Below are 12118 nucleotides of genomic sequence, written 5' to 3' on the forward strand. Positions count from 1 at the left end.
GCCATCGCCGTGTCGCTGACCGAGGCCGAACTGGCCTATGTGAACGGCCAGTACCTGGGCCGCCTGTCGACGGTCGACAGCAAGGGCGCACCGCAGAACAACCCCGTTTCGTTCCGGTACAACACCGAGCTGGGTACCTTCGACATCGGCGGCCGCAATCTCGCGGAGAGCCGTAAGTTCAAGAACATCCTCGGCAATCCGCAGGTGGCCTTCGTCATCGACGACCTGGTCTCCGCCCGTCCGTGGACGGTACGCGGCATCGAGATCCGCGGCCGGGCCGAGGCCATCTCCGGGCACACGCCCGCCCAGGCGCACTTCAGCCAGGAGCTCATCAGGGTGTACCCGCGCCGCATCCTGAGCTGGGGCATCGATCCGGACCACCCGGGCATGCAGAAGCGCAACGTGCCCGCGCGGCCGTCCGCCTGACGCCATCCGGCGAACCGGCATACGGCGAAGGGTGCCGACCGCACGATGTGGTCGGCACCCTTCGCCGTATGCGCGCGCTAGTCCCCTACGCCCGAGCGCTCCAGCGCCTCGGCCGCCTGTCGCAGCAGACGCAGCCGGCCGGCCGGCGAGGTGGCCGCGGCCGACACCATGATGCCGAGGGTGGTCACCCCGGCCTCCCGATAGGCCACCATCCGCTCGGCCAGCCGTGCCACGGGGCCGAGCAGCGCCGTGCGGTCGATGAACTCCAGCGGCACGGCGGCGCCCGCGCCGGCCCGGTCTCCGGCGGCCAGGCGCTCGCGCAGGTACGTGATCTCCCGCTCGAAGCCCATGTGCCGGGCCATAGCACAGTAGAAGTTCCGGTCGGGATCGCCGATGCCGAGCATGTAGACGTAGTGGGAGCGCAGGGCGTCCGCGGCGGAGCCCACGTCGTCGGCCACGGCCGTCGGCAGACTCGGCAGCACGTCGAAGCCCGCCATGTCCGCGCCGGCCCGCTCGCGTCCGGCGCGGATCTCGGTGACCGACTTGGCCACCGCCTCCGGGGAGGTGAACACGCCGATCCAGCCGTCCGCGATCTCGCCGGCCAGCCGCAGGTTCTTCGGCCCGACCGCGGCCAGGTAGACGGGGATGCGCGGACGGGGCGACTCGGTGAGGATGTGGAGCGGTGCCCCGCCGCCCGGCCCGGAGGCGGGGAGCCGGAAGTGGTGGCCCTGGTACTCCACCGGGCCTCCGGCCACCGCCCTGCGGACGATCTCCACGTACTCGCGGGTGCGGGCGAGGGGCTGGTCGAACCGGGCTCCGTACCAGCCGTCGGAGACATCGGGGTTGGACACGCCTAGCCCGAGCCGGAACCGGCCACCGCTGAGCGCGTCCAGCGTCGCCGCGGTCAGCGCGGCCAGGCCCGGCGGCCGCGCGGGGATCTGCATGACACCGGAGGCCAGCCCGATCCGCTCGGTCCGTCCCGCGATCAGTCCCAGCACGCTGGCGGCGTCCGAGCGGTAGCCCTCGGGCGCCAGCACCACGTCGTACCCGAGGTGTTCCGCGGCGCGGGCCAGCTCGCCGGCGCCCTGGTACACCAGATTCGCTCCCAGCTTCATGACGGTGTCTCCTCGGACCTGGGGAGGGCAAAGACCCTGTGCAAGAGGACGAACCGGCCGCGGGAGGTGTCCCGCGGCCGGTGGCACGGCCCGCAGGCCGTCAGATCAGGTGGGCGCCGCCGTCCACCAGCTGCACCGTTCCGGTGGTGTAGGTGGCACCGGCCATGGCGAGCACCGCCTCGGCGACGTCGTCGGGGAGCCCGACGCGGCGCAGCGGGGTGGTCTCCCGTACGTGCTGGGCGATGTCGGTGAAGTCCCTGGTCCAGGGTGTCTCGATGAGCCCGGGAGCCACCGCGTTCACCCGGACGCGGGGGCCGAGCACGCCGGCCAGCAGGCGCGTCAGATGCTCGATGGCCGCCTTGCTCACGGCATAGGGGATGGAGCTGCCCGCGGGCCTGCTGCCCGCGATCGAGGAGATGTTGACCACGGTGCCCGCCGACTCCGTCAGGTGGGGTACGGCGGCCACCGTGGTCTGCCAGGTGCCGATCAGATTGACGTCGAGGATCTCGCGCCAGATCTCCGGGGTGGCGGCGGTCAGATCGGCGTGCGGGATACGGCGGGTGGTGCCCGCGTTGTTCACCAGGACGTCCAGCCGGCCGAAGTGCTCCACCGCGGTGGCGACCAGCCGCCGGGCGTCGGACTCCGCGGAGATGTCGGCCTGTACGTACAGCGCGTCGGGCAGAGACTCCGCGAGTTTTCGCCCGGCCTCGGCCGACCGGGCGGAGTTGACGACCACGCGCATCCCGGCGGTGGACAGCCTGCGGACGACGGCCTCACCGATGCCGGAGGAGGACCCGGTCACGAGGGCGACGGGCTTGTCGGTCATGTGCACCTCCGTTGTGGGACAGGAACGCCTGTGTCGGGGGCATGTGCGCCTCCGTCGTGGGGCGGGCGGGCCCGGTCCACGGTGTGGTCAGGCGTCCTGCGTCTTGGCCAGGGCCTCGGCGAACATGGTCATGCGGTCCACATAGCCGTCGGGGGCGCCGAACCAGACGACCAGGTCGTCGGTGCCGGCTGCCTTCCACGCCTCGATCTCCTCGACGGCCCGCTCGAAGGAGGCTTCGGCGGCGGAGAACTGGATCCGGGCGCCCGCCAGGACCTTGCGGTCCGTGAGGTCGCGCATCCGGGTGAGGTTGGCGGCGAAGACGTCGGGCTCGGTCATCGCGCACAGCCAGGCGTCGCCGGTGCGCGCGGCCCGCTTCCAGGCGGCCTCGGTGCGGCCGCCGATCCAGATGGGCACCTCCGGCTGGACCGGCTTGGGGGCGAAGACGGCTTCCTCGCCCAGCGGGTAGTGCGTCCCGTCGAAGGGGCCCCGGCCTTCCGTGAACAGATGGCGGATCAGCCGGATGATCTCGTCGGTGCGCGCGCCACGGGTGTGGAAGTCGGCGCCCATGTTCTGGAACTCCTTGAGCACGATGCCGACGCCGATGCCAAGGTCGAGCCGTCCGTGGGAGAGCCGGTCGATGGTCGCGGCCTGCTTGGCCACGGCGAAGGGATTGCGCATCGCCGCGACCAGGACGCCGCTGCCGAGCCGTACGGTGGTGGTGCGGGCGGCGATGTTCGCGAGCATGACCAGCGGTTCCCAGACACCGCCGTAGAAGTCCCGGTACTCGTAGTAGGGCAGGGGATGGTCCGGGAGCCAGACGCCGTGGTAGCCCAGGCGTTCGGCGTGCACGGCGACGTCCGCCGCCTCGACGGCGTCCTGTCCGGGGGTCTCGCTGGGGATGTAGGTGTGCAACCGCATGATGGTCGATCTCTCCTGTCAGTCGCTTGTGCGCGGGCCGGGCACCGAGGCGATGGTCAGCCGGCGTGCGGCGAGTCGGACTCCCTGGCCCCAGACCTTGCCGGTGAAGGTGGAGAGCCCGAAGTTGAGCTGGCGAGGGGTGGCGGTGCGCTCCTCACCCTCGCTCTGCCAGATCAGCCGGGAGGCGTCGAGCACCTTGTGACCGATCTTGTCGACGGTGAGCACTTCCTCGCCGTCGAGGATCCAGCGCACCACGCCCGCGTCTGCGTCCAGCTCCACCGAGCAGGTGTGGAAGCGGTCGGGCTCGCGGGTGCCGACTGGCACGGCGTACGAGAACGTGGCGTGTTCGGCGTCGGGCCTCGGCAGGCGTTCGTAGAGGGCGAGCACGGCGGTGTTGGTGAGCACGAAGTCGAAGACCATGCCCGTGGCGCGGTCTATGCAGATCAGGGCGCCGGCGCCGAGCCGCATGTCGGCGTCGTGGTCGGTGACCGCGTCGCCGAGGGGGTGGGCGGCGGTGCCGTAGGTGCGGACCGCGAACTCCGTGGTGGCGGTGAGTACTTCGCCGGGGCGGGTGGCGAATCCGAAGCCGCCGTCCTCCGTGCTGCGGTCGACGAACGCGGCCCAGCGCAGGAACTCGGTGGTCGCCCCGGGGTCCTCGGGCCGGGCGAACGCGGGCTCCCCGGTGGTCTCGTTGCGCCCGGTGGGGAGCACCACGAGTCCCTCGGCGGAGGTGCTGATCAGCCCGTCTCCTGCGGGCATGTCCTCCACCGCACGCAGCTGCCAGCGCGCCTCAGGGCCGTCGTGGCGCAGGCCCTCGCGGAAGTCGTCGTGGAACAGCAGCCCGGGTGGGGCGGACGGCGTCGCCTCGTGCTGCGTGGTCATGATGCCTCCAGAACTGAGCGTCGGGATACGGGAGGGAGCCGGCCGACGAGGCCGCTGACGTGACCGGTGCGGCCCCGGCCGGCGACGTGGCCGACGCGGTCGCGACCGCTCGGCGGTCTCAGTAGTTGCCCAGACCGCCGCACACGTTCAGGGCCTGGGCGGTGACGGCCGCGGCGTCGTCGCTGACCAGGTACTCGACCATGGCCGCGACCTCGCGGGTCTCCACGTACCGGCCCATCGGCACCCGTGTGGTGATGCGGTCGTGCGCCTCCTGCTCGGAAACTCCCCAGATCCCCGCGTAGTGCTCGCGCACCCGTTCGGCCATGGGGGTCTCGACGAAGCCCGGGCACACCGCGTTGACCGTGATCCCCGTCCGGGCGAGCTCCAGACCGAGCGCCTTGGTGAAACCGACCACTCCGTGCTTGGACGCCGAGTACGGCGCGGCGTGCACCACGCCCTGCTTGCCTCCGGTGGAGGCGATGTTGATGATCCGTCCCCGGTCCTTGGCCAGCATTCCGCCGGCGTTGAGGACTTCCTTCGTCATCAGGAACACGCTGTTCAGATTGGTGTTGATCACGTCGAACCAGAGGTCGTCGGCAATCTCAGCGGTCGCCCCGCCGCCGCTCCGGCCGGCGTTGTTGACCAGGATGTCCACCGGGCCGAAGCGGTCCACGGCGGCCCGGACATAGGCGCGGATCTGCTCCGGTTCCGCCACGTCGCAGGCGCTGCCGTCGACGTCGAGCCCCTCGTCCTGCAGGGACTTCACGGTGGCCGCCAGCTCCTCGCCGCGGCGGGCGCACAGATAGACCCGGGCACCGAGCCCGGCCAGCCGCCTGGCCACCTCGAGACCGATCCCGCTCGTGGCACCGGTGACCAGCGACACCGGCTTGACTGCCTCCGCCATGCTTCCTCCCTCACCGAACCTGGCCTGTCGCGCGACGGCAGCGCCGAGACTTCCGACTGTCTCTAGAGGCTCGGTGGAACGACGCTGGACAGCCCCGCCAGCTGGAACATCCGCAGGTCGAGTCCTTCTCGAGCGGGCTCGGTCACTGTGCCCGTGCGCCGGGGCACCACCGGGCCCCGGCCGTCCATCGCCCGTGCCGGAGGAAGCCATGACCACGACCGTGACCGCCCGCACCCTGACCGACCTGTACGCGCAGGTGCAGCACTTCTACGCCCATCAGATGCAGGCGCTGGACGGCCTCCGTTTCGAGGACTACGCGGCGACCTTCACCGAGGACGGCACCTTCCAGCACTCCCCCGGCGCGGAACCCGCGAGGACCCGGCCCGGGATCGTGCGCGAGCTGATGGAGTTCCACAAGCGTTTCGAGAACGATCCGGTGCGACGCCGGCACTGGTTCAACCACATCGCTCTGGAACCGCAGTCCGACGGGTCCATACGCTCCACCGTGTACGCGCTGGTCGTCACCGTCCGCCCCGGCGGCAAGCCGGAGATCGCCCCGAGCTGCGTCGTGCACGACGTGCTGGAGGTCGCCGGTGACCAGGTGCTCACCCGGTCCCGGCTGGTGACGCACGACCAGATGTTCTGATGCGGCCGGACGTTCTGGTACGGCCGCCGGCGCCGGCCACTCGGATACGGCCACTGACGGCAGCCCTCGGGAGGCTGGAGACCGCGCTGCGCTGTGCGGTGGCGACCGCGGCGGTACGGCGGACCGGCGTCCGGCCGCTCGGCAGCCGCTCCGCACGCCGGACGCTGGGCGGTGTCTTCCTCGACGTGCTGTGCTGTCACTGCCTGCTCAACGCCCCACAGCCCGCAGCGGCGGCCTGCCTGGTGCCGCTGCTGCTGCGGCAGAGCGCGGAGGAACTGGGCCTCTACTTCGGACCACACGTACCCACCGGCCCCGGCGGGCACACGACTGTCGGCCGTGAGCAACTGCGCGCTCTCGACAGCGAGTTGGCGCTGGTCCCGTCGGAAGAGCGGCCCGACCGCCTCGACGGGGACCGTCTCGGTGCCGCTCTCGCCGGGCTGCGCTCGGTCACGGGCCGTGAACCGGGCACGGCCTGGCTGCGGTCGGCGGCGGGAGTGTTCCTGGAGGAACTCGCCTCGATCCACGGCGAGGTATTCGAGCGGTCCCGTCCCGCAGTGGTCGTCCGGCGGACACCGCAGCGGGCTCTCGCCGAGCGCCGCGCGCTGCTCGCGGCGGCGGCGGTGTGCGCGGAGGTGTGGCTGGCGGCCCGCGCGGAGGAGCCCTCGGCGTTCCTCGCCGACCCGGCCTGGCTGAGCGGGGTCCTGCTGCGGACCTCGGCACGGCTCGGTGCCGCCCCGGTACGGGCGACGGCTCCGGAAGTCGCCGGGGCGGCGACGGCGGAGGTGCTGGAGCGGTGTGCCCAGGGCCGCCGATTCGACCCGCACGGGACACCGCTGTGACCGTGCCGGCCGTGGCCGTGGCCTCCGGCAGCGGCTGGGGGCAGGAGCTCCGGGAGTCCCTGGAGACCACCGGCTGGGCCGTGGTCCGGGCATACGTGGCGGACTGGCACCCCGAACCGGCCGCCGGTCCGGTCCCGGAGTGCATGCCCGGGAGCGGACCGGCCGGCCACCGCGGGCTGTCGGGACGGGCAGCACGCCGTTCCTTCGCGGCAAGGACCCTGCTCAGACGCGCGGTCGCGGTGGCCACGGGGACGGACGAGGACGTGCTGGAGGTGGCCCGGACGCCGAGCGGCCGTCCGTATCTGCGGGGTGCCGAGCGGATGTCCGTCAGCCTCAGTCACACCGGTGATCTGCTCGTCGTCGGCATCAGCCGAGTGGGGCCGATCGGGGTGGACGCGGAACTCGACAGCCGCACCGTCCATGCCGACGCGCTGGCACGGGAGTTCTGCACCGCGCACGAACGCACCGCCCTGGCACGGCTGCCGGACGAGGAGCGCCGTGCCGCACTGATCCGGCTGTGGACGCTCAAGGAGGCGTACAGCAAGGCCATGGGCCTCGGACTGCGGCTGCCGTTCCGGGAGTTCGGCTTCGCGCCGGTGCCGGCGCGGGACGGCGTGCCGCCGACGCTGCGGCACGCCGACGGCACGCCGGCCGCCGCAGAGGGCTGGTGGTTCGGCACGCATGCGCTGCCGCACCACGCCGTCCTCGCCGTGGCCGTCTGCCGCGCTGCCTAGGAGCACACCGGCTGATCGGCCGCGCAGCAGGCTTCCACCCGCAGGACCGTCCGGCGAAGGCGGGGCACGAGCCGTAGGAATTCCTCGTTCACCAGGAGGAAGCCAGGACGAAGCTCTCCACGAGGGGCGCCGGTTCGGGGGTCAGCGCCGGATCGCCCGTCAGCATCGCCTGGTGCAGGCGCTGCAGCTGCCGGGACGGCTCGATGCCCAGTTCCTCGGCGAGTGTCCGGCGCAGGTGCTGGTAGGCCCCCAGGGCGCGCCAGGCGCTGCCCGACCGGTACAGGGCGAGCATGAACTGCCCGCACAGGGTCTCGTGCAGCGGATGCTGGGCGACGAGCACGCGCAGCTCGCGCAGGAGCACGGCATGGCGGCCGAGCCTGAGGTCCGCCTCTATGCGCTGGCTCAGCACCTGCATGCGCGCCTCCTCCAGACCCTGCACCTCCAGGCCGAGGACATGCCCGGCCTGGACGTCGACCAGCGCCGGACCGCGCCACAGCCCGAGGGCCCTGGCCAGCAGCGTCGAGGCCTGGCGGGCGTCACCGCTCTCCAGTGCGTTCGTACCGCGGGCCGCGAGCTGCTCGAACTCGACGACGTCGGAGCCGGCGCCGTCGGGTGACAGCAGGTAACCGCCGTAGCTGGTGGCGAGTATGTCCTTGCTGGAGCGGTCACCACCGGTGCTCTCGTGTGCGGCGGACAGCTTGCGCCGCAACTGCAGGATGTACGTCTGCAGTGTGGTGACGGCACTCTGCGGAATGCGCTCGCCCCAGATCTCCTCCATGAGCGTGGGTACCGGCACCACGCGGCCTGCGCGCAGAGCGAGCAGTGCGAGCACCTGGCGCGGCTTGCATGCGCTGGGTGCCACCGATACGCCGTTCTCCAGGACCTCCAGCGGACCGAGAACCTTGATCTCCACCCTGAATCCCCCTGCCTGGTGTGCCCCTGCACGAGGCTCGCCCAGGGGCTCGAATTCACCGAGCAACAGAGTTTCACTCGCAGGGCGATCGGGCCCAGTGCAGTCGTCATCAGAACCGACGTGAAGAATCCACATGACGAACATCACCCGCGGGTTACAGAATCCAGCCGGATTCCCGTGCTATGCGAATGGCGTCCACGCGATTGCGCGCACTCATCTTGGTCACCGCCGACGTCAGATAATTGCGGACCGTGCCGGCCGACAGATGCAACCGGGAAGCGATTTCTGCCACATCCGCGCCCTCCGCGGCGACGCTCAGCACTTCCCGTTCGCGTTCGGTGAGCGGGCGATCCTTGGCGTCCCAGGCCGACAGTGCCAGTTGCGGATCGATCACGCGCTGGCCGTCCGCCACCCGCCGGATCGCCTCGGCGAGCTCCTCGGGCGGTGCCTCCTTGAGGAGGTAGCCGGGCACCTGCAGCGCCAGCGCCCTGCGCAGCAGGCCGACGTGATCGATGCCCGTGAGGATCAGCGGCCGGCAACTCGGCAGCCGCCTGCGCAGATCCTCGACCGCGGACAACCCGTCCTGACCCGGCAGATTGACGTCGATGACCGCCACGTCCACGCGGTGTTCCACCGCCGCGGGCACGATCTGGTCGCCCCGCTCGACCGTGACGACCACATCGAGGTCGCTCTCGAGACTGAGTAACGCCTCAAGCGCATCGCGAAGCATGCGCATGTCCTCGGCAAGCAAAATCCTGATCAATATTCCCCCCCGTTGCACTGCTCCTCAAGTCCCCACAGGATCAAGCCAGTTGACCGAACTTGGGTACAGCCAAACGTTAACAAATCAACGCCCGGCCGGACCTGTGTTCCCGATACCGGACAAGGCGTCAGATCCCTTTGCCACACCGCTGTTCCGGTCCCCCTCGACCCGGCCTCGATCGGCGATCTGCACGGTGAATCCAGCGCCGCGGCCGGTCCGCGGCCGGACGACAGCGTCGGGAGGCCTGGTGAGCAGCACGAATACCGCGCACGGACCCATCGCACCGCCCCGGACCGAGGAGGTCGCCGACGGCGTCTTCGCCCATGTCCAGCCGGACGGCGGCTGGTGCCTGAACAACGCCGGGATCATCGTCGCGGACGGCAGCACCGCGCTGGTGGACACGGCCGCCACACAAGCCCGCGCGCTGCTGCTGCGGGATGCCGCGACGGCGCTGACGCCGCATGCCCCGCGCGTCGTGGTCAACACCCATTTCCACGGCGATCACGCCTTCGGGAACTTCGTCTTCACCCCGGAGGCGGTCGTCGTGGGGCATGCGTTGTGCCGCACCGAGATGGCGACGGCCGGGCTGCATCTGACCACGCTGTGGCCGGACGTCCGCTGGGGCGAGTTGATCCTCGAACCGCCGTCCGTCACCTACCGGGAGGCACTCACCGTTCATATCGGTGACATCGAGGCGCAGCTGGTGCATGTGGGTCCTGCCCACACCACGAACGACACCGTGGTCTGGCTGCCGCGACAGCGGGTGCTGTTCACCGGGGACCTCGTGATGTCCGGTGTCACCCCGTTCTTCCCGATGGGCTCGCTGTCCGGCTCGCTCGCCGGGATCGCCCGGCTGCGGGAGTTCGGCGCGCGGGTCCTGGTGACCGGGCACGGCCCGGTGGCCGGGCCAGAGGTCCTCGACATCGCCGAGGGCTATCTGCTGTGGGTGCGGCGCCTGGCACGGGAGGGGATCGCAGCCGGACTCACACCGCTGGAGGTGGCCAGGGAGACCGATCTGGGCGAGTACGCCGCACTGCTCGACTCCGAGCGGCTGGTGCCCAACCTGCATCGCGCGTACGCGGAGGAGCGAGGTCTGCCCCCCGGGGCCCCGATGGACATCGGGGCGCTCTTCGGGGAGATGATCGAGCACCACGGCGGACTGCCGGTCTGCCGGGCCTGAGGGGATGGCCGGCGAGGCTCGCACGCGGCCCGGCAAACCTCGGGGACGGCCGGCCCGTCGCCCGTCCCCGAGCGCCGCTCAGCGGACGGCGGCGGTGAGCCGCCCGACCGGTGACCAGACGCTGTAGTGCCGCTGGTGATACAGCAGAGGCCGACGCGGGAAGGCCTCCGCGCCCTCCACCCGTGCGATGTAGATCCAGTGGTCACCCGCCTCGACCCGCTGTACCACGGTGCACTCGGCGTACGCCAGCGCGATGTCCGCCAGCACCGGGGCGCCCTGTGCCACGGACGACGGCCTCCAACTGCGTCCGGCGAACTTGCCCTCGGACTTCCCCGCGAACACCTCCGAGGCTTCCTGGGCGCCTTCGGCGAGCACATGCACCACAAACGCTCCGGAATGGGCGAGTGCCGGCAGCGTCTGAGAGCGCTTGTCCACACAAACCGACAGCAACGGCGGTTCCGCCGACACCGCTGTCAGCGCGTTGCAGGTGAAACCGCGCGGCTCACTTCTCTCGTCCAAAGCCGTGACAATCGCAACCGAAGTCGGAAACGATCCGAAGAATTCCCGGAAACGGTTTGTGTCTACCGCCATTCCCTCTCACCGCCACTGTCGGTCGGGCCCTCAGCTGAATCACCGAAACGTGCTTCGCGGAGCGCGCGAAACGGATCAGGCTTCGTTCGGCTTCAGAGTCGTCCGGCGGGCTGGAGGTCCGGTGGAACCGGGGTCGAGGGATGTGCGCGTCGGCCGGGGCACGACCACCCGCAGGCAGAACCAGGAACCGTTATGGACACCTGCGGTGAGCGTGCCGCCCACGGCGCTGACCCGCTGGACCAGGCTGCCCAGCCCGCCTCTGCCGTCGTGGCCGGTCCCGTGCCTGCCGGGCTCCACGCCGTCGTTCGCCACGCACAATTCGACCGCGCCGTCGCACTCGGCCCCATGGATGACGCACTGACGGGCGTCGCTGTGCCGCAGCATGTTGGCCACGCCCTCGCGCAGCACCGTAGCCAGGGCCGTGTCCACCGCGTCCGGCAGCTCACCCAGTTCGATGTCGACCGTGACCTTCACATCGGCCGCGGCGAGCAGGGACGCCACCGAGTCGGCCTCGTGCCGGAGCCGCATCTCCGGGTATCCCCGCGCCACCGCCCGCATATCGGCGATCGACTGCCGCGAGATCGTGACGATCGAGGAGACCTCCTGCGACGCGCGCTCGGGGTCTCCCTGCATGATCCGGCGGATCAGTTCTCCCTTCACGGTGATGGCGCACAGGCTGTACCCGAGCAGATCGTGCAGATCGTGGGCGAAGCGCATGCGTTCGTTCGCCACCTCGAAAGCCGCCAGCTGCTCGCGTGCGGCGTGGATCCTGGCGACCAGCTGGGCGAGCCACGACAGCCCGTACACGACCAGTCCGGTGAGCATGGTCGAACCACCCAAGTACACGGCGGTGTCCAGCCCCAGACCGCCCGTCAGCGCACAGACCACCATGCTCGCCCCGATCACGGCGAAGACGGCCCACGCGAACACCGCGGGCAGGAGCAGCAGAACGGAGCCGCTGAGAAAGCCGGCCATGGCACCCCACTCGGCGTGCCAGGCGAGGAGCGGCATATAGGTCAGGACCGCCTGCGCACCCAGCGACAGGCCCTTGCGCCAGGCGGGAGCCCGCTGTGTTGCCGGAGTGCTGTGGACCAGCTGCACGAGGAAGACCGCGCACAGGTCGAGGAACCCGCAGAGTTCGACGGGCGCACCGCGCAGGTCGCGGAGCATGTTCAGCGTGGTGATCAGCAGATGGGCGAACAGGGTCAGCCGCAGCACGATGCGCGCCGTCCGCGGGGTGGGCAGGGCGCCCGGCGTGTCACTCCCCCCGAACTCCGCCGCTCCCCCGTCCTCATGGCCTCTCCCAGGCCCGAAATACCGCTCCAGCCACAGCGGTTGCGCGCCCCGAGAGTCGGACGGGTTGTGTGGGATGTCGATACGA

General features: G+C 70.8%; 14 protein-coding genes. 5 read left to right on the forward strand and 9 right to left on the reverse strand.

Features of this window, described 5'->3' with window-relative positions:
* Positions 1-9: 9 nt before the first annotated feature.
* Positions 10-426 carry a PPOX class F420-dependent oxidoreductase gene (locus tag ACWCQS_RS12285; protein WP_451004364.1) on the forward strand — a complete coding sequence of 139 codons (417 nt, stop codon included), beginning with the start codon at positions 10-12 and terminating at the stop codon, positions 424-426.
* Between the two features lie 77 nt (positions 427-503).
* Here the strand turns inward: ACWCQS_RS12285 and ACWCQS_RS12290 are convergent, their stop codons facing one another.
* The 5 genes from ACWCQS_RS12290 to ACWCQS_RS12310 form a co-directional block, all read right to left on the reverse strand.
* Positions 504-1541, reverse strand: coding sequence for an LLM class flavin-dependent oxidoreductase (locus ACWCQS_RS12290; protein ID WP_451004365.1), 1038 nt, complete (start codon positions 1539-1541; stop codon positions 504-506).
* 100 nt (positions 1542-1641) lie between these two features.
* Complete coding sequence (locus ACWCQS_RS12295) at positions 1642-2367, reverse strand: SDR family NAD(P)-dependent oxidoreductase (RefSeq protein WP_451004366.1); 726 nt, start codon at positions 2365-2367, stop codon at positions 1642-1644.
* An 87-nt stretch (positions 2368-2454) separates the two neighbouring features.
* The gene (locus ACWCQS_RS12300; RefSeq protein ID WP_451004367.1) at positions 2455-3285 is read right to left on the reverse strand and encodes a TIGR03619 family F420-dependent LLM class oxidoreductase; all 831 of its coding nucleotides are present in this window, start codon (positions 3283-3285) and stop codon (positions 2455-2457) included.
* 18 nt (positions 3286-3303) lie between these two features.
* Positions 3304-4167: a DUF6081 family protein gene (locus tag ACWCQS_RS12305; RefSeq protein WP_451004368.1), complete on the reverse strand. Its 864-nt coding sequence runs from the start codon at positions 4165-4167 to the stop codon at positions 3304-3306.
* A gap of 118 nt (positions 4168-4285) precedes the next feature.
* Positions 4286-5071 (reverse strand): 3-oxoacyl-ACP reductase, encoded by a 786-nt coding sequence (locus tag ACWCQS_RS12310; protein ID WP_451004369.1) that lies wholly within the window; start codon positions 5069-5071, stop codon positions 4286-4288.
* Between the two features lie 208 nt (positions 5072-5279).
* Between ACWCQS_RS12310 and ACWCQS_RS12315 the strand changes: the two genes are divergently transcribed.
* The 3 genes from ACWCQS_RS12315 to ACWCQS_RS12325 are packed head-to-tail and all read left to right on the forward strand — an operon-like array spanning position 5280 to position 7290.
* Positions 5280-5717, forward strand: coding sequence for a nuclear transport factor 2 family protein (locus ACWCQS_RS12315; protein ID WP_451004370.1), 438 nt, complete (start codon positions 5280-5282; stop codon positions 5715-5717).
* Complete coding sequence (locus ACWCQS_RS12320; protein ID WP_451004371.1) at positions 5717-6556, forward strand: hypothetical protein; 840 nt, start codon at positions 5717-5719, stop codon at positions 6554-6556. The genes ACWCQS_RS12315 and ACWCQS_RS12320 overlap by 1 nt, the downstream gene beginning before the upstream one ends.
* A gap of 11 nt (positions 6557-6567) precedes the next feature.
* Positions 6568-7290: a 4'-phosphopantetheinyl transferase family protein gene (locus ACWCQS_RS12325; RefSeq protein ID WP_451004372.1), complete on the forward strand. Its 723-nt coding sequence runs from the start codon at positions 6568-6570 to the stop codon at positions 7288-7290.
* An 88-nt stretch (positions 7291-7378) separates the two neighbouring features.
* Here ACWCQS_RS12325 and ACWCQS_RS12330 read toward each other — a convergent pair whose 3' ends face one another.
* Both ACWCQS_RS12330 and ACWCQS_RS12335 read right to left on the reverse strand, forming a co-directional pair.
* Positions 7379-8203, reverse strand: a complete 825-nt coding sequence (locus ACWCQS_RS12330) for an AfsR/SARP family transcriptional regulator (protein WP_451004373.1) — start codon at positions 8201-8203, stop codon at positions 7379-7381.
* Between the two features lie 154 nt (positions 8204-8357).
* A complete protein-coding gene (locus tag ACWCQS_RS12335; RefSeq protein WP_451004720.1) occupies positions 8358-8969 on the reverse strand; it encodes a response regulator transcription factor in 612 nt (203 codons plus the stop codon).
* 244 nt (positions 8970-9213) lie between these two features.
* Here ACWCQS_RS12335 and ACWCQS_RS12340 point away from each other — a divergent pair, with 244 nt between their 5' ends.
* Positions 9214-10146: an MBL fold metallo-hydrolase gene (locus ACWCQS_RS12340; protein ID WP_451004374.1), complete on the forward strand. Its 933-nt coding sequence runs from the start codon at positions 9214-9216 to the stop codon at positions 10144-10146.
* Between the two features lie 78 nt (positions 10147-10224).
* On the opposite strand, the gene ACWCQS_RS12345 is transcribed toward ACWCQS_RS12340, so the two are convergent.
* The gene (locus ACWCQS_RS12345) at positions 10225-10737 is read right to left on the reverse strand and encodes a flavin reductase family protein (RefSeq protein WP_451004375.1); all 513 of its coding nucleotides are present in this window, start codon (positions 10735-10737) and stop codon (positions 10225-10227) included.
* Positions 10738-10812: 75 nt separating this feature from the next.
* On the reverse strand, positions 10813-11955 hold the full coding sequence (locus ACWCQS_RS12350; RefSeq protein WP_451004376.1) for a sensor histidine kinase: 1143 nt from the start codon (positions 11953-11955) through the stop codon (positions 10813-10815).
* Positions 11956-12118: the final 163 nt, after the last annotated feature.

It is taken from the genome of Streptomyces sp. NPDC002076, from assembly GCF_053593835.1.

Excerpts from the sequence above, each read along its gene's own strand:
- ACWCQS_RS12290 (WP_451004365.1), bottom strand. The coding sequence starts at position 1,541 with ATGAAGCTGGGAGCGAATCTGGTGTACCAGGGCGCCGGCGAGCTGGCC.
- ACWCQS_RS12295 (WP_451004366.1), bottom strand. The coding sequence starts at position 2,367 with ATGACCGACAAGCCCGTCGCCCTCGTGACCGGGTCCTCCTCCGGCATC.
- ACWCQS_RS12300 (WP_451004367.1), bottom strand. The coding sequence starts at position 3,285 with ATGCGGTTGCACACCTACATCCCCAGCGAGACCCCCGGACAGGACGCC.
- ACWCQS_RS12305 (WP_451004368.1), bottom strand. The coding sequence starts at position 4,167 with ATGACCACGCAGCACGAGGCGACGCCGTCCGCCCCACCCGGGCTGCTG.
- ACWCQS_RS12310 (WP_451004369.1), bottom strand. The coding sequence starts at position 5,071 with ATGGCGGAGGCAGTCAAGCCGGTGTCGCTGGTCACCGGTGCCACGAGC.
- ACWCQS_RS12315 (WP_451004370.1), top strand. The coding sequence starts at position 5,280 with ATGACCACGACCGTGACCGCCCGCACCCTGACCGACCTGTACGCGCAG.
- ACWCQS_RS12320 (WP_451004371.1), top strand. The coding sequence starts at position 5,717 with ATGCGGCCGGACGTTCTGGTACGGCCGCCGGCGCCGGCCACTCGGATA.
- ACWCQS_RS12345 (WP_451004375.1), bottom strand. The coding sequence starts at position 10,737 with ATGGCGGTAGACACAAACCGTTTCCGGGAATTCTTCGGATCGTTTCCG.